Here is a 16,745-nt window from a genome sequence, read left to right as displayed (position 1 = left end):
TCCTTGTGGAATAGCTCAGTTATCTTGACGCGCTCGGTGAGCACTCAAGATGGCTACGCCGTCTCGGGTCGCTCATCGTTCAGGCATTGGCACCGTGTGTTACCCCGGTTGCCGCGGTGTCGAAGGGCCTGTCCCTCAACCGCTCTGGATGATCGCGTTGGCGCAAGAGTATGGACGATCCCTCGCATTGTCAACAATAGTGTCGACCCGTTCGCTAGGTACCTAAGCCCTCACACCACCCGTCCCGCCATCAGGACAGACTGGTGGTCCACTCCATGATTCTATCCGCCACCAATTTCCAACCGGTATCGAGCATCATGTCATGACCCATACTTGCAAATATCTCCGCCTCAACTCCGTACGCAGCAGCGGTCTACCGAACAACGGTGGGTGGAAACACGGCGTCCCAGTCGGCACCGATGACGAGCATCGGCAAGCCTTTGACCTTCTTTGCGGGTGCGCCGAGGAACATGCCGACATACGCAATGTACGACTCAGCCATAAGACGCTCAGAGGTCCACCCCACGAGTTGTTCAGGTGTGTCGGTGGTAAAGAACAGATCACGCACCAAGGACTCGCTCGACACGAGCGGCCCCAGACTCAGAGTGACGGCCGACTTTGCAAACAACCATGGATGTTTCGTTGCTGTGGACAACGTCAAAGCCCATGGCCCGCGTGGACTGACGGATGCCATGAGGACCGCCCCCGCCACCGGCCGCTTCGCGATGAGGCGTTGGGTGATGAGCCCGCCTATCGAATGACCAACGACCACAGGTGCGCGGTCGAGATCCTCGACCACCGACGACAGATCGGCGAGATACTTGCCCAGGGAGGCAAATCGAGCGGAACCGCTACTGTCGCCGTGTCCGCGCAGGCTTAAGGCCAGCACCTCGAATCCGCCATCGACAAGTCGATCAACAAACCCGTTGTCCCAAGCCCACGCACCATGCCAAGCGCCGTGCAGCAATACTATTGGCGTAGCGTGTCCATTGTCGGGTTTCCGATGAATTGTCTCAAGACTCATTGTTCCTCCGTCGTCGCCACAGACCTTCGCAGATCTGCGGCGATCCTGTTTGGCAGGGCATTGAGAAGTACCACCGGGACTCGATGCAAGGCGCCGGACCGGCGCCGCGAGCCTTGTACCTCCGGTAGGGTTGTCGCATGGACACCACAGCTCTCCCACCAAGCGACGTCATTTCGGTCGAATACGCCGACCACATCGCCACCGTATGGCTCGACCGCCCGCGCAAGCTCAACGCAATGGCGCCGAACTTCTGGACGGAGTTCCCCGCCATCATCGAGGCAGTCTCGGACCAAGACGACGTGCGTGTCATCGTTATTGCCGCCAAGGGCCGTGTCTTCACCGCAGGTCTCGACCTCGCAGAGTTCGCTGGGCTGTTTGCGGTAGCCGACGATCAATCGATGGCGAAACAGAACCGTGCCTTGTATCAGCAGATCAAGCTGATGCAACACACCTTCACGGTTCTTGACAAGGCCCGCCAGCCTGTCATCGCCGCGATCCACGGAGCCTGCATCGGGGCAGGGATGGATCTCATCACCGCGGTCGACATTAGGTTCGCCGCCGCCAACGCAAAGTTCGCGGTACGCGAAACAAAGATCGCCATCACCGCCGACGTAGGGACTCTGCAACGCCTTCCCCGCATCATCAACCGCGGAGAGGCCAATGAGCTTGCGTTGACCGGTAGAGACTTTGACGCACGGGAAGCGCTGCGCATAGGCCTCGTCAGCAAGGTACTCGCCGACTATGAAGAGGTGTACACACACGCGATGGCGGTAGGTGCCGAGATCGCCGCAAACTCTCCCCTTGTCGTACAGGGGACCAAGGCTGTGATGAAAGCTGGCGACGACATGAGCGTCGACCAAGCTCTTGACTACATTGCGCTATGGAACAGCTCATTTCTCAAGTCACACGATATCGGTGAAGCGATGAATGCGTTCAAAGAGAATCGTGCGCCATCCTTCAAGGGCGAATAGCTAACGGTTCGGCCTACCGGGTGTACCGCTCGATCTGGTCGACGAAGTCGGTGTACACAGACTCGATACCGTCTCGGAGCGACACCTTCGAAGTGAAACCGAGCGCGTGCAGCTTTGATGAGTCCATGAGTTTGCGTGGCGCACCGTTTGGTTTGGAGGTATCGAACACCAACTCTCCAGCGAACCCTACGACGTCCTTGATCGTCAAAGCGAGCTCTCCAATTGACACTTCCTCACCAGTCCCGATGTTCACGAACTGCTTCTCGTCGTAGCTCTCCAGCAAAAACACACATGCCGCAGCGAGGTCGTCAACGTGCATGAATTCGCGTAGCGCCGAACCGTCGCCCCAGATTTCGACGGATTCTGCGCCAGCGTTCTTCGCCTCGTGGAACTTGCGCAACAACGCCGGCAGAACATGCGAATTGTCGAGGTCGTAGTTGTCGTTCGGCCCGTAAAGGTTGGTGGGCATGGCCGAGATGAAATGGGCACCGTATTGATCCCAATACGCCTCACACAGCTTTAGGCCGGCGATCTTCGCGATCGCATACGGTTCGTTGGTCGGTTCAAGCGCACCGGTCAACAGAGCCTCCTCGACCATGGGTTGCGAGGCAAGTTTTGGATAGATACACGACGACCCGAGAAACAGCAGTTTCTCAACGCCATTCCGATACGACTGCTCGATGACGTTCATCTCGATGGCGAGGTTGTCGTAGAGGAACTCGGCACGGTAGATGTTGTTGGCACGGATGCCACCGACCTTGGCCGCGGCGAGCACCACATGCGACGGTGTCTCACGCTCGAAAAACTCAACAACCGCGGCCTGGTTGCGAAGGTCAAGCTCGGCGGCGGTGCGAACGACGAGGTTCGTGTAGCCCCTGGCCTGCAGCTCCCTCACGATTGCTGAACCGACCATGCCGCGATGCCCCGCCACGAAAACCTTGGCAGCGCGAGACATCGTGTTAGTCGACAACGCCAGCCTCGTCTTTTACCACCTTCATGTCACTCTCCATCATGATGTCAACAAGCTCGTCTAACCCGACCTTGGCCTTCCAACCGAGCACGCGCGCAGCCTTTGACGGATCACCGAGTAGTTCGTCAACCTCAGCCGGACGGAAATACCGCTCGTCGATTTCGACAAGGAGCTTGCCGGTAGCCTCGTCGCGGCCGATTTCGTCCACACCCTCACCTTCCCATACGAGGTTGTACCCAAGCCACGCGGCGCACCGTTCGCTGAAGTCACGCACGCTGTACATTCCTCCCGGTCGCAATGACGAAATCATCTGCCCCATCTTGCTGCAGCATCAGCCACATGGCTCGCACGTACTCCTTGGCATAACCCCAGTCTCGCTTTGAGGAACCTCTCGTACCTTGCCGTACATTTCAGACGTCGAGGCTTGATAGAAACGCGCCTCGGGACAAAACGTGTGCATCGCGTCGAGGAGACGGAGGGTGCCGGTGGCGTCGACCTGGGCGGTGTACTCGGGCACTTCGAACGACACCGCGACGTGCGACTGCGCACCAAGGTTGTAAATCTCATCGGGTTTGATCGTGGAAAGAAGCTTGTTGAGGCTCGAGCTATCAGTCAGATCGCTGTGGTATAGCTTTAAGCGCGGATGGTCCATCATGTGCTCAATGCGGGCGGTGTTGAACACGGAAGCACGCCTCATCGTGCCGTGGACTTCGTAACCCTTGTCGATAAGCAGCTCCACCAAGTATGAGCCATCTTGACCCGTTGTTCCGGTTACAAACGCTCGTTTCACGCGTCCGCCTTGGTCTTTTTGAATCTGAACTTGAGGACCTGAACACCGAGCAGGACAAGGTAGGCAGGGTTGTTGTAGATATAGCGGCGCCACAGACGACGCGGTTCCTTGGAGAGGCGGTACAACCACTCCAGACCGGTCTTTTGCATCCACTCGGGTGCTTTTGTCACGTTCCCCGCAAACCAGTCGAACACGGCACCGATCGCGCTGATGGAGACACCCGGAAGCTCAGGATGCGCCCTGACCATTAAGATGTCATGTTTTGGAAGACCCATGCTCAGCCACAGGATGTCAGCGTTTGACTCTCGGACGCGTTGGATGACGTCCTTCACCGTTTCCTCGGTGAGCGGGCCGAATGGGGGTGAATGGGTCCCGGCGATCTGGATAGATGGGTACTTCTGCTTCAGGTTGGTCTCCAATAGTTCCAGCGTGTCCGCAGTTGTGCCATAAAAGAAGTGGCGGCGTCCCTTTTCAAGACCGAGTTCAATCGCACGCGACGTTATCTCGAAACCCTCAACACGTGTCTGCTCCGGTCGCCCGAGCTTTCGCAACGCCCACACGAGTGGCACGCCATCAGTTGTTGCGACAGATGTTTGAGCGTGAGCAGCCGCATACTCCTTGTCAGAGCGCGTCATCATTACGGACTGCACGTTCGAAACGGCGACCGTCAATCCCTCGGGCGGCGGGTCGACGATGAGACCCGCGACCTCCTCAAGCGATGTTGCGGAGATACCCGTCGAGATGACGGTAATTTTTTCTGGGAGGGCGACGGTATCTGACACGGGTTCTACTTAGGGAACGGGGCACGTGATGACGCGAGATTACCTGTCTTGATAGTCCCTGTACGAATCGCCCGTCGCACTGTTGGACCGGCGTCGGCCTCCTCGATTGTTTACCAGCGTCACCTATGGTGGGTGCATTCGAGTCGAGGACCAAGCGCCAACTTTTGGCCTGATCAGCGACCTCCTCGCTCCGCCATGTTCGAACAATATCCGGACGCAATCGGAGAGACATCGCCCGACCAACATCCGCTATCATCTCACTACGTGTTTGAGAGAGCACTTCCGCCGCCGGTCCTCGCGGACGATCGCCCAGGCGAAGCCTGCGGCGTTTTTGGTACGTTCGCTCCGAATCGTGACACCGCACGCCTGACCTACTTCGGATTGTTCGCTCTCCAACACCGTGGCCAGGAGAGCGCGGGGATCGCCACGTCCGATGGTGAAACCATCACCGTCTATAAGGATCTCGGTCTCGTCGCCCAAGTTTTCGACGAAACAACCCTCAGCGGTCTCACTGGTGACATCGCTATCGGACACACCAGATACTCAACGTCGGGGTCGAATGCATGGATGAACAGTCAGCCGATCTACCGCCATGCCAACGGGTCGGGGCTTGCGCTGGCACACAACGGCAACCTGTCCAACACTCACGAACTAGCAGCGCTTCTTGGCAATCCGGGGACGAGCGACAGCGACATCATGACCGAGATGATCGGCAACGCCGTGGACTCCGGACTCTCGCTCGCCGACGCGGTCGCACAGACGGCACCGTCGTTCGTCGGCGCGTTCAGTCTCACGATTCTCGATGTCGACACCCTCATCGGAATTCGGGACCCGTTCGGGTTTCGGCCACTCGTTCTCGGGACACTCGACGACGCATGGATCATCGCATCAGAGACCTGCGCTCTTGACATCGTTGAGGCAAAGTTCTTGCGGGAGATCGAGCCAGGAGAAATGGTCGTACTCACGAAGGGTGGCATGGAGAGCCGCTTCCCGTTCCCCGAGCAAGACAAACGACAGCTCTGTGTGTTCGAGTTCGTATATTTCTCGCGCCCCGATTCCATCATGAGCGGGGTCAACGTCCATGGGGCCCGCAGACGTATGGGAATGAGCTTGGCAGAGCAAGCGCCGGTTGATGCTGACATCGTCGTCCCTGTACCCGAGTCGGGGATCCCGGCCGCACAAGGTTATGCGGCCGAAACCGGGCTCGTCTACACAGACGGGCTGGTGAAAAACCGGTACGTCGGACGGACGTTCATTGAGCCGGCCCAATCTATGCGTGACCTCGGTGTCAGACTGAAGCTCAACGCCATGCCTGAAGAACTCGCCGGGCGCAGAGTGGTGCTCGTTGATGACTCGATCGTTCGTGGGTCAACCACAAAACAGCTCGTAACAATGGTGCGCGATGCCGGCGCTACCGAAGTCCATCTTCGTATTTCCTCACCTCCGTATCGCTGGCCCTGTTTCTACGGTATGGATACCGGGGACCGCAACACCCTCCTCGCGGCCGGAAGGTCCGTCGAAGAGATCGCCGAGTTTCTCGATGTCGACTCGCTTGCCTACCTCGACCTCGACCGTCTTCTCGATGCGACAAACCTCCCACGGGAGCAGTTCTGTACGGCGTGCTTGTCTGGCGACTACGCGACCGACATCCCAACAACAACAAACAAACTGGCTCTGGAACATTCGACATGACGTCCTACGCCGATTCTGGTGTTCACCTCGACGCTGCAGATGAGACGGTCGCCAGGATTAAACCCGCAGTGACCGCGACCTGGGGAAACAAGGTCGTTGGAGGGTTCGCAGGGTTCGCCGCAGGTCTGAAGTTTCCAACCGGGTACACCGAACCGGTGTTGATGATGTCCACTGACGGCGTCGGCACCAAGGCTGAGATAGCTCGTCAAACGGACTCAGTCGACGGACTTGGCTGGGACCTTGTTGCCATGTGTATCGATGACATCGCGGCCGCAGGTGGCCAGCCTATTGCGATGAGCGACTATATCGCTGTAGGCCACCTCCGGTCAGAGCTCGTTACCCGGATCGTCGAATCGGTTGCTCAGGCCTGCATCGAGGCTGACATTGCGCTGCTCGGAGGCGAAATCGCAGAGCACCCCGGTGTGATGGAACCTGATGCGTTTGATATCGCCGGGACCGCCCTTGGCGTCGTTGAGGCTTCCCGGATGATTGACGGATCGCGAATTCAGCAAGGCGACGTCGTCATCGGGATAGACAGCCCGAACCTTCGATCAAATGGTTTCTCGCTGATTCGCAAGTTGATCGCCGACAACACCTCGTTAGGCGCCACGTTTCCAGGCACCGACCGAACTGTTGCCGACGTTGTTCTCGAACCGAGCGTGTTGTACTCCCCCGTGGTGCAGAAACTCATCGACGCTGTCGACGTGAAAGGCCTGTGTCACGTCACGGGCGGGGGATTGATCGGCAACGTTCCGCGTATCTTGCCCGGTGACGTGGATGCGGTTATCGAGGTCGGTTCATGGATCACGCCTGAAGTTTTCAACGTGTTTGCCGGTTGGAGCGGTGGAGACAAACATGATTGGTATGCGACCTGGAACATGGGTATCGGGTTCGTGCTCTTCGTGTCTCCTCAAGACGTGAACACAACCATCTCAACAATTTCCTCGCTTGGCCGCAGCGGGGCCGCGATAGGAGTGACCACACCCGGCTCGGGCGCAGTCTCTCTTGTCTGGTAACAGGCTTCGGAATGCTGCACGAGGGCGCCCGGGACGAAAATCGCCGACTCCAGAAAAACGCCTAGACCGATCGTGATAAGACGTTTACTATGCCACATAGAGGCGTTAATCGACCACTCAGAGTAGCGGTACCCGTCCGAGACCTCACCCGATACCTGATCGGGCGGCCAGCCAGGGCGGGCGCACAGCGGGCGATCTATATTCGGAAGGTCTGCAAGACCGACCACACAACAAAAAGGTGGAACAGTGAAGAAGGCATTAGTGACGGGCGCAGGCGGGTTTATTGGTCATCATTTGGTGACCCGGCTCAAGGAGCGCGGATACTGGGTACGGGGTGTCGACATAAAAGGCACCGAATTCGGCGAAACCACCGCTGACGAGTTTTTGATGCTCGATCTACGGGAAAAGGACGCAGCAGAAAAAGCCTTTGCGGTTACTGGCGGTTTTGACGATGTGTACGCACTGGCCGCGGACATGGGTGGCATGGGGTTCATCTCGTCTCACCACGCCGAGATCATCCACAGCAACCTGCTGATCAACCTGAACTCCGTCCACGCCGCGGCAAACGCCGGCGTCGGCAGATACCTCTACACAAGTTCAGCCTGCGTCTACCCCGCCGGAGCGCAGAAGGTCACAGACGTGACGCCGTTGCGGGAGGATCAGGCGTATCCAGCAGATCCCGAGGATGCCTACGGGTGGGAAAAACTGACCTCTGAGAAGATCGTGCACTACTACAACATGGAAGGACTCCTTCCGGTGGTGCGGTCGGTTCGCTTCCACAACGTGTACGGTCCTCGTGGCACCTGGAACGGCGGAAGAGAGAAGGCTCCGGCGGCATTGTGTCGCAAGGTCGCCGTTGCAATCCACAAGGGCGGTCCCGTCGAAATCTGGGGTGACGGCGAGCAGACTCGCAGCTTCATGCACATCGACGACTGTATCGAGGGTCTCGAACGGATCATGGACGCCGAGGGTCTCAACGACGCGCCCGTGAACCTTGGCCGCGATCGCATGGTGAGCATCAACGAACTCGCACACATCATTGCGAACATCGCCGGCATGTCCGAGTTAGTGATTGAACATGTCGACGGACCGCAAGGCGTCAGAGGTCGCAACAGTGACAATACGTTCCTCAACGAGGTCCTCGGTTGGGAACCGTCGACCACGCTTGAAGATGGCCTCCGCCCAACATACGAGTGGATTGAGCAGCAGGCCAAGACCACCGGCCTGCTCGGCTAGCTACATCAGACCACCAGCACGGACCGGATACACCACACGTGTCCGGCCCGTCGTTAGCATTCACGAACACCGCCGACATACGCCGCGCCACCTTGGTCCGGTGCGCTCCGGACCCCCGTGTCATGTGACAGAATGCCACATGGACAACAACGTATCCTCGTCACAAGTTGCATCGCAGTATGCACGCGTCATTGCCCCGCTCGTCTCCTGGGACACTGACGTCGAGATCGTCGGCGGGAGCGGGAGTTACGTCACCACCAAGGACGGCGACTCATACCTCGACTTCGCATGTGGCATTGCCGTCAGCAACCTTGGGCACCAACACCCCGACGTCAAGGCGGCCGTCCACGCCCAAGTTGACAAGCTCTGGCACGCCGGGGGCGTGTTCCGGTTCGATAGCTTGCTCGGTGCCGCCAATCGGCTCCAGGAAGTCACTCCGGAGGGGATCGACAAGTTCTTCTTTATGAACTCAGGATCGGAGGCGATCGAAGGTGCCGTAAAACTAGCCCGCAAAACGACCGGACGCCAGGGTGTCATTGTGTTTCGCGGCGGGTTTCACGGACGCACCATGGGAGCCGTGTCGTACACAACGTCAAAGGCTGCATATCGCCAGGGGTATCACCCTCTGGTCGGGTCCGTGTTTGTCACACCGTTCCCACACCCCTACCGCTGGGGTGTGAGCCAGGACGCCGCGACTGAGCGGGCGTTAGACGAACTACGACTGATGTTCAAGCACGAAATCACGCCGCACGAGGTAGCGTGTTTCTTAATCGAGCCGGTGCAGGGAGAAGGCGGGTACTACCCGGCCACAAGGCATTTCCTCGCGGCGATCCGCGACCTTGCTGATGAACACGGCATCAAATTGATCTTTGATGAGATACAGACCGGATTCGGTCGTACCGGTGATTGGTTCACCAGTCAGGTGTACGACGTCAAACCGGACATACTTGTTATGGGTAAGGCCATTGCGAACGGGTTCCCGCTCTCAGCACTTGGTGCATCCACGCAACTCCTTGAGAAATGGCCGCCCGGTTCACACGGGTCTACGTTCGGCGGCAACCCGGTCGCGTGCGCTGCGTCGATGGCGACCGTGGATGCGTTGCGAGACGTTATCTCCGGTGTCACGGAACGCTCGGTTCACGCGCTCGGTCGATTCAACGACATGAGGGAACACCACCCGACCATCGGAGACGTACGCGGCCTCGGCCTTATGATCGGTATCGAACTCGTGAGCACCGGCAACACACCAAACCAAGATGCATGGAAATCGGTAGGGGCGTACGCACGCGAGAACAAAATGTTCATTCTCAATTGCGGTCCCGACGGTAACGTCATCCGATTCGTCCCGCCCCTCAACGTCACGATGGACGACCTTGACAAGGGAATCGATATCCTCGACGCCGCAATTACGGCTTACGAGAAATCCATCTAGATCTCGCTCGCGCCGAATCCAGTGGCAATTATCGCGAAGACCGCGCGACGCTGGAACGCCGTTGCGGCCGATCTTTACCCGGGATCAAGAAAGCGACGACAGCGGCCAACATTGAGAGCACCCCAAACCACTCACCGAGCGATGTGAACAACGTCCTAGGCCCCGTACGCAGCCGCACAGCGCCGACCAGCACCTCTTCGGTGAGAAGATCCGTTTCGCCGATAACCGTACCGTCAGCCTGAACAAACGCTGACTTTCCGGTGATTGCTGCGTGAACCAGATCTTGCCCAACCGCGGCTGCGTTCACTCTCGTCAGCCCCAAAAGCTGGTCGCTCGCCGGTCCCGGGCCGAACGACGACTCATTGGTCGCGACAATCATCAATTGAGCTCCTTCGAGCGCTTCCTCACGCATATAGCGAGAGAACGCCCCCTCGAACGAGATCACTGATCCGATACCACCAAACAGGGTCTGGAACACGACAGGATCGCTGCCTCGTTTCATGTCGCGCGGTACCTGATCGAGCTGGGGAATGAACGAAAGCAACTCGCGCATTGGGACAAACTCACCAAAGGGGACGGGATGACGTTTGTCGTAGATCCCGACGAGATTCCCGCCCGGCGCGTACATAACGTTGAAGTTTCTGAACTCCTCGGGTGACAGGGTAAGGGTACCGCTTACAAGAAGGTACGCCCCGAGGCGCGCCGCCTCTGCAGTGATCTCATCTCGCGCCGTATCATTGTCGAGGGGCGAGACGGGAGGCCCCGATGAGTTCTCGGGCCAAACGACAAGTTCAACAGAGAGGTCGGGGAGGCCGCGAGTCAACGCAAGGTGACTGTCGTAGATACGCTGATTCTCGTTCTGACAGTGGACCTGAGGGCACGGTGAGCCACCCTGGATGATCGCTACATTGATCAACGGACCCTGGGGAGACGGGCCAAAAAACGAACCGGCTGTGATCAGAATAATTACCGCGACACTGGAGTCAACAACGTACTGCCATTGCGATTTCTCCTCGATGAGCAGCACGATCCCTGCGGCTACGCCAATCGTGAGCGCCGACCAACCCGCCGGACCGATCCACTGCACGGAGCCGATTGCACCGGGAAGCCCAGCCGTTGCGTACCCGATCGCTCCCCAGGGGAAACCGCCAAACGGGAAGTAGCTGCGAAGGATCTCGAGACCCACCCAGAGACCGATCGTGATGAACCACCAACGGCGCTCAGGCCACAACTTGAACAGCCACAGAACTAGGGACAACACCCCCATTGTCGTCGCTTGGTACAAGGTGAGTGGAAGCCAAGCGACCATGCCGAGTTCGCTGATCCAGAACAGCAGCAGACCAAAATACACAGCCCCTGTGACCCACCCATACATCAGCGCAGTGAAGGCCGATTCGCAGTGGCGAATGGCCCACAACAACGGGACGGGCGCGATAAACGCGAGCACCCCGAAGCCGATTGGGGGGAAGGACGCCCACAGGAGAAGTCCACTTAAGATTGCAGCACCGAGTCCAGCCATCCAGGGGAGGTTAGTGGGTTGCACGGTTTGTCCCCGGAAGGACAGGCGATCAACGTTCTTGTGCGAGTTCAGCCTCCCGAAACTGCCGTAGAGTGACCAAATGGACGATCTCGACGTAGCTCTTAAGGCAGCCAGCGCCGGCGCTGAAATTCTCGCAACCAAGTTTGGCGACAGGGTTTCGGTGACCCAAAAGGGACGGCTCGACCCTGTGACCGAGGTCGACCTGGCTTCGGAAAAGGCGATCGTAGAACTGCTGCGCGACTTGCGGCCAGATGATGGAATCATGGCGGAAGAAGGATCAGGAGACGTAACATCGGGACGCCGATGGATCATCGACCCACTCGACGGCACGGTGAATTTCATCCACGGAATCCCGCTCTTTAGCGTGTCGGTTGCACTGTGGGACGACGATATCGGTCTTGTCGGTGTGATCACCAACCCGATTCAAAGCGAAACATTCGCCGCGTCTCGTGGCGAAGGCGCAACGCTTAACGGCGAACCGATTCACGTCAGCAATGTCGAAAAGATGCACCAGTCCGTGGTAGTCACGGGGTTTCCCTACGACCACGACATTTACACCGACGAGTACATTGCACCCTTCGCGGCCGTCCTCAGAGAAGTCAACGGCATCCGGCGCCTCGGCTCGGCGGCGCTCGACTACGCGTGGGTCGCAGCAGGACGATTCGACGCATACTTTGAACTCGACCTGTCGCCCTGGGACAGTGCCGCGGGCATCGTCATTCTGACAGAGGCCGGAGGCAAAACCACCAACCAGCACGGCGCTCCACAAGTCCCCGAGTCGAGGATCGTGATCGCAAGCAACGGAAAGATCCACGACCGATTGCTCGAACTCATCGAACCCGCGGTTCCGGTTCATCTGAGCACACGGACCTAGCGGCTAACACGGTGAAGAAGCTTGTAGTCGCCGACAGCGTCCGCAGCCATGACGCGGTCTTGGGCAACACACTCCTCATCGAAGACGGCGTATTGGCGGCCATCGGGGACTACAGCAGACTCAGCTCGCCGGCAATTCCACAAGAGCGGTTCCCTGGAGCGACCATAATCCCGGGGCTACGCGACGCCCACCTGCACCCTATTTGGTACGCCGACCTCCTCGCGGGAATGTCTCTCAAGTCCGCGGCGTCCATTTTCCAGGTACAAAGTCTTCTCCGCAAAGCCGCGGCCGCAGACCCGGACAAGAAGCCCATCCATGCACCCCGCCTCGATGACGACCACCTGGCCGAGCGCAGACTTCCGACAGCCTTGGAACTTGATGCTGCTGTAGCTGACCGTCCGGTCATCGTTACCAGGTACTGCGGTCATGTCGCGGTGGCGAACACGATGGCATTGCAGGCCGCAGGTATAGAGGCCGCCACCCGAGATCCAGCCGGGGGAAGTTTCGATCGCGATGCCAACGGGGTTCCCAACGGAGTTCTGCGCGAAACGGCTATCGCGACCGTTTTGGCGGCGGTTCCGCGGCCACGCGTCCAGGCTGGCGACCTCGTTAAAGCTATGCGTGCCTTAGCCGGCCTGGGTCTAACTGCGATCGGGGCAATGCTTCGATACGGTGACGAAGTCGACGCCATGGTTGAGGTCGCCGGTCAACTGCCCCTCAAGGTTTACGCCTATGTAATTGCTGAATCTGGCGATGATCTCGCCGAGGCGAGGACCCAAATCGGTGCAGCTGGGCCGCGGCTGGTGTGGCGGGGCCTCAAGCGGTTCGCCGATGGGTCTCTCGGAGCACACACAGCAGCGTTGTGCGCACCGTTCAGCGATGTCGACACGATTGGGACCCTCAGACTCACCGAGTACGACACCATGCTCGCCAAGGTGTCGATCGCGTTGGGAGGTGACGTAGCATTTCACGGAATTGGCGACGCTGCCGTAGGGGCCATCCTGGACAGTTTCGAGCGTCTGATCGCCTCAGGGTGCGACCCGCGACGACTCCGGATCGAACATGCATCCGTGCTCACCGGCGACTTGATAGAACGCATCGCACGTGCGGGAGTCATCGCGTCGGTCCAGCCGGCGTTCCTCGTATCAGAAACTGATTGGCTCGAATCGCGCGTCGGACCGCAGAGATTGCCGTTCACATATCCGCTTCGATCGCTAATCGACGCCGGAGTGCTGTTGGCGGGCGGTTCGGACTGCCCGGTGGAACCGCCTAATCCATTCTGGGGCATGGCAGCTGCAATCGACAGGGGCGGGATCGCCCCGAACCAAGCTCTCACCGCTTCGCAAGCCCTGGCGCTGTTCACAGTCGGTAGTGCAGCAGCGCTGAGGGAGTCGGCGCCGCTGCGCGTTGGGAGCCCGGCTGACTTCGTCGTCATCGACCGAGACCCGACCACCAGCACTCCGGATGAGCTACGCGCTACCGTTGTCTTAGAAACCTATGTTGACGGCGTTGCGGTTCCCGCCGACCCTGGTGTACGGTGGTGGGACGAGTAGCCTGATGTCGCTGCGAATTCGGGCGGTGGCGGGCCAGAATCATGCCCCGCCGAGGCAACGTCCGAGCGAGCAAGTCGTCACGAGACAACGGAGCGACCCCACGCAGGAGCTATGTATTGCTGTTTGAGCGGGACTCTGAAATCGAAACACTGAATAGAGCTGTTGGCGATCTCGATTCGTTGGGTGGCCGCGTCATCCTTATCCGCGGTGAGGCAGGAATCGGCAAAAGCGCTCTCATCGGCCAATTCATTTCCGATATTGAGGACCGGGCTCATGTGCTGTTCGGTACGTGTGACGACCTTCTTACGCCTCAACCTCTCGGACCCATTTGGGACATCGCTCGGGAGGAGACCTCCGTTGCACGTTCGTTATCGGACGGCGACCGTAGGGCAGTCATGGAAGTCCTACTCGATCTACTGTCTCGAGCACTGCGTCCAACATTGCTCGTGCTCGAAGATACCCAGTGGGCAGGGGAGGCAACGCTCGACATCATCAAGTTTCTCGCTAGGCGCATTGCTCAGACCAATGGCCTGCTGATCCTCACATATCGCGACAGCGAGGTCGACGCCAGCCACCCTCTGCGCCAGGTAATTGGCACTCTCCCACCGCGGAGCCTCATCCGAATGCGTCTCAATAGGTTTTCGACCGAGGCAACCGCCGCGATAATCGGGGATCGGCCGTTCGACCTCGCCACGGTTCACTCCCTGACAAACGGAAACCCGCTCTTCGTCACAGAAGTCGTCTCGTCAGGAGTCGAAGCGGCACCGACGTCAGTACAAGATTCAGTGCTTGCAAGAGCTCTGAAAGTTTCCACGGGGGCCAGACAGATTCTCGACCTCGTCTCGGTCGTTCCCGGTGAAGCCGACCTTTCTCTGATTGGTAAAATACTCGATGTAGCCGACTCACAGTTGGATGAATGCGTCCGACAGGGCCTTCTCCGCATTGACTATGGCACGGTGACCTTTCCCCACGAACTACAGCGCAGGGCACTCGAATCCTCGCTCTCTTCAACCGACCGTCGCAGATTAAACGCACTGGTGCTGAAGCAGATCTCAGCGAACGCCGACCCGTCGCTACTTGCGCATCACGCAAGAGAAGCTGGTGATATCCAGTCGATCATCGCCCATGCTCCCAAAGCTGCGAGAGCAGCATCGGCCAGCAAGAGTACACGCGAAGCGGTTGCCCATTTCCGGGCTCTCGAACCACATCTCGCACAAATGCCGATCAGCGAGCAAGCCGACATCTTGGAAGATTGGGCGCTAGAGGAGTACTACCTCGACGACGTCTCATCGCTCACACTTGTTGACCGGGCAATCGAAATCCGCCGATCCGTCGGCGAAGATCAAGCGCTAGCACGAACCTTGACCCTCGCCGCACGCATCATGAGGTCACATCTGAAAAACGCTGACGCGTTGGCTTACCTAATTGATGCCGTCAGGATTCTGGAACCGTATGGAGCGACGGGAGATCTCGCCCAAGCCTTAAGCATCCGCGCACTCATGAATTGGCTCAGCTACGAAGACATCCCAATGGCGCTGCTCCTAGCCGAGCAGGCAACTGCGGTCGCCGTGGAGTCTGCCGATGAGATAGCCACTCTCATCGCACTGGAGATTGAGGGTGCGATCATGTACAGCGGTGGCGACCAGCGCGGGATGTCGCTGGTCGAAGAGGGCCTCAGGTTGGCGCAACGCGGCAGATATGCACACGAAGAGGTACGGGCGCTACTTAACCTGGCTTCGATGTCGGGTGATGACCGTAACATCGGGCGAGCGATGGATTTCGTACGGAGGGCACATGACACCGCCATTCGAAATGAGACGCCCGCGCTCGAAGCCACCGCGAGATCGATGCATAGTGAATATCTATTGTGGACGGGAGCCTGGCTTGAAGCCGAAAATGCTGCGTCCGAGTCGGTCGACTCATCTGCCGAATCGGCCACGCTTTCATGGCGAGTACTCGCAACGTTACAGACGCGAAGGGGTCGATCTACGGCACGTTCCGCGCTCACCCGCATGTGGTCGCTGGCGCAGACGGCCCAGCAGCTGACGGTCATGGAGCCGGCAGCCGCCGTCCTCGCCGAGCATATGTGGCTAACAGGTCAGGACGACACAAAGTGGAAGTCCGACCTTCGCACGGTGCTCGCGATGGGTTTGCAAGCAGGAAGACCGTGGCCGAGCGGTGCGTTCGCTTTCTGGATGTGGAAACTTGGGCTGCTCGACGCTGTGCCCGAGGGCACGGCGGACTTCTACGGTTGGATCATCCGCGGCGACTACGCGAAGTCAGCACAGTTCTGGCGGAAACGAGCGATTCCATACGAGGAGGGCCTTGCTCTCATGCACGGCAGCGAGAACGAACAGATAGAAGCCGTACGCATTTTCGAGCAACTCGGGGCAACGGCCACAGCAGCGAAGGTGAGACGGGTCCTTCAGAACCAGGGTGTTGTGGTGTCACGCGGCAAGTCGCGCTCCACAAGAGACCACGCGGCGGGGCTGACAGCTAGACAGGCCGAGGTCCTCCAACTGCTCGCCGAGAACCTTACCAACGCCGAAATTGCTGACAGGCTTTTCGTCTCCTATCGAACAGCAGAAAACCACGTTTCGGCCATCCTGATGAAGCTCGACGTGCCGACACGAGGCGCTGCTGTTGACGCTGCCCGCAAACGGGGCATTCTCGCGGCACGTTAACGCTTCGGACTTCGTCCGCTGGACTCTGCGTGTATGGCGGTAGCGGAATCGCGTTCTAGAAAGACCCACCGACGGGGCGGGTACTCCCCGTGGCCGCTGCGCCCGTCACGCGATCCCGATCCAAATCTGAGTGTTCGCTCGCGCAGAGATGGGTAGTACACCCTCATGACTAGAACGCACC

Annotated in this window: 12 protein-coding genes, 1 pseudogene and 1 riboswitch; of the genes and pseudogenes, 8 read left to right on the top strand and 5 right to left on the bottom strand. The window is 58.9% G+C overall.

The genetic code is table 11. The features are described 5' to 3' along the window. Positions 1 to 69: 69 nt before the first annotated feature. Positions 70 to 155, bottom strand: a riboswitch (SAM riboswitch). A gap of 218 nt (positions 156 to 373) precedes the next feature. Next, positions 374 to 1,024, bottom strand: a complete 651-nt coding sequence (locus tag IIC71_06215) for an alpha/beta fold hydrolase (protein ID MCH7668780.1) — start codon at positions 1,022 to 1,024, stop codon at positions 374 to 376. 137 nt (positions 1,025 to 1,161) lie between these two features. Here IIC71_06215 and IIC71_06210 point away from each other — a divergent pair, with 137 nt between their 5' ends. Next, positions 1,162 to 1,995 carry a crotonase/enoyl-CoA hydratase family protein gene (locus IIC71_06210; protein MCH7668779.1) on the top strand — a complete coding sequence of 278 codons (834 nt, stop codon included), beginning with the start codon at positions 1,162 to 1,164 and terminating at the stop codon, positions 1,993 to 1,995. A 13-nt stretch (positions 1,996 to 2,008) separates the two neighbouring features. On the opposite strand, the gene IIC71_06205 is transcribed toward IIC71_06210, so the two are convergent. The 3 genes and pseudogenes from IIC71_06205 to IIC71_06195 form a co-directional block, all read right to left on the bottom strand. Then, positions 2,009 to 2,950 carry a GDP-L-fucose synthase gene (locus tag IIC71_06205; protein ID MCH7668778.1) on the bottom strand — a complete coding sequence of 314 codons (942 nt, stop codon included), beginning with the start codon at positions 2,948 to 2,950 and terminating at the stop codon, positions 2,009 to 2,011. Positions 2,951 to 2,954: 4 nt separating this feature from the next. Continuing rightward, positions 2,955 to 3,755: pseudogene (locus IIC71_06200) on the bottom strand (GDP-mannose 4,6-dehydratase). Next, positions 3,752 to 4,537: a WecB/TagA/CpsF family glycosyltransferase gene (locus IIC71_06195; GenBank protein ID MCH7668777.1), complete on the bottom strand. Its 786-nt coding sequence runs from the start codon at positions 4,535 to 4,537 to the stop codon at positions 3,752 to 3,754. The pseudogene IIC71_06200 and the gene IIC71_06195 overlap by 4 nt, the downstream one beginning before the upstream one ends. A 195-nt stretch (positions 4,538 to 4,732) precedes the next feature. Between IIC71_06195 and purF the strand changes: the two genes are divergently transcribed. From purF to IIC71_06175, 4 genes are all read left to right on the top strand, one after another. Next, positions 4,733 to 6,229: an amidophosphoribosyltransferase gene (purF, locus tag IIC71_06190; protein ID MCH7668776.1), complete on the top strand. Its 1,497-nt coding sequence runs from the start codon at positions 4,733 to 4,735 to the stop codon at positions 6,227 to 6,229. Further along, entirely contained in the window at positions 6,226 to 7,245 is a 1,020-nt protein-coding gene (locus IIC71_06185; GenBank protein MCH7668775.1) for a phosphoribosylformylglycinamidine cyclo-ligase, read from the top strand. Before purF ends, IIC71_06185 begins: the two co-directional genes overlap by 4 nt. A gap of 246 nt (positions 7,246 to 7,491) precedes the next feature. After that, entirely contained in the window at positions 7,492 to 8,481 is a 990-nt protein-coding gene (locus tag IIC71_06180) for an NAD-dependent epimerase/dehydratase family protein (GenBank protein MCH7668774.1), read from the top strand. 139 nt (positions 8,482 to 8,620) lie between these two features. After that, positions 8,621 to 9,913 (top strand): aminotransferase class III-fold pyridoxal phosphate-dependent enzyme, encoded by a 1,293-nt coding sequence (locus tag IIC71_06175; GenBank protein ID MCH7668773.1) that lies wholly within the window; start codon positions 8,621 to 8,623, stop codon positions 9,911 to 9,913. Between the two features lie 28 nt (positions 9,914 to 9,941). Here IIC71_06175 and lnt read toward each other — a convergent pair whose 3' ends face one another. After that, positions 9,942 to 11,432: an apolipoprotein N-acyltransferase gene (lnt, locus tag IIC71_06170; protein ID MCH7668772.1), complete on the bottom strand. Its 1,491-nt coding sequence runs from the start codon at positions 11,430 to 11,432 to the stop codon at positions 9,942 to 9,944. Between the two features lie 100 nt (positions 11,433 to 11,532). On the opposite strand from lnt, the gene IIC71_06165 reads away from it, so the two are divergent. From IIC71_06165 to IIC71_06155, 3 genes are all read left to right on the top strand, one after another. Continuing rightward, a complete protein-coding gene (locus IIC71_06165) occupies positions 11,533 to 12,327 on the top strand; it encodes an inositol monophosphatase (protein ID MCH7668771.1) in 795 nt (264 codons plus the stop codon). Between the two features lie 11 nt (positions 12,328 to 12,338). After that, positions 12,339 to 13,880, top strand: coding sequence for an amidohydrolase (locus IIC71_06160; protein ID MCH7668770.1), 1,542 nt, complete (start codon positions 12,339 to 12,341; stop codon positions 13,878 to 13,880). Positions 13,881 to 13,996: 116 nt separating this feature from the next. Beyond that, positions 13,997 to 16,564, top strand: coding sequence for an AAA family ATPase (locus IIC71_06155; protein MCH7668769.1), 2,568 nt, complete (start codon positions 13,997 to 13,999; stop codon positions 16,562 to 16,564). Positions 16,565 to 16,745: the final 181 nt, after the last annotated feature.

This window comes from Acidobacteriota bacterium (assembly GCA_022562055.1).
Lineage (GTDB): Bacteria > Actinomycetota > Acidimicrobiia > Spongiisociales > UBA5794 > BMS3BBIN02.
The sequence above is the reverse complement of the archived record's forward strand: the minus strand, read 5'-3'. Positions and strand labels throughout refer to the sequence as shown.

Bases quoted from the DNA above. Each gene is read 5' to 3' on its own strand.
- IIC71_06185 (MCH7668775.1), top strand. From the start codon at position 6,226: ATGACGTCCTACGCCGATTCTGGTGTTCACCTCGACGCTGCAGATGAG.
- IIC71_06165 (MCH7668771.1), top strand. From the start codon at position 11,533: ATGGACGATCTCGACGTAGCTCTTAAGGCAGCCAGCGCCGGCGCTGAA.
- purF (MCH7668776.1), top strand. From the start codon at position 4,733: ATGTTCGAACAATATCCGGACGCAATCGGAGAGACATCGCCCGACCAA.
- IIC71_06210 (MCH7668779.1), top strand. From the start codon at position 1,162: ATGGACACCACAGCTCTCCCACCAAGCGACGTCATTTCGGTCGAATAC.
- IIC71_06215 (MCH7668780.1), bottom strand. From the start codon at position 1,024: ATGAGTCTTGAGACAATTCATCGGAAACCCGACAATGGACACGCTACG.
- IIC71_06205 (MCH7668778.1), bottom strand. From the start codon at position 2,950: ATGTCTCGCGCTGCCAAGGTTTTCGTGGCGGGGCATCGCGGCATGGTC.
- lnt (MCH7668772.1), bottom strand. From the start codon at position 11,432: ATGGCTGGACTCGGTGCTGCAATCTTAAGTGGACTTCTCCTGTGGGCG.
- IIC71_06175 (MCH7668773.1), top strand. From the start codon at position 8,621: ATGGACAACAACGTATCCTCGTCACAAGTTGCATCGCAGTATGCACGC.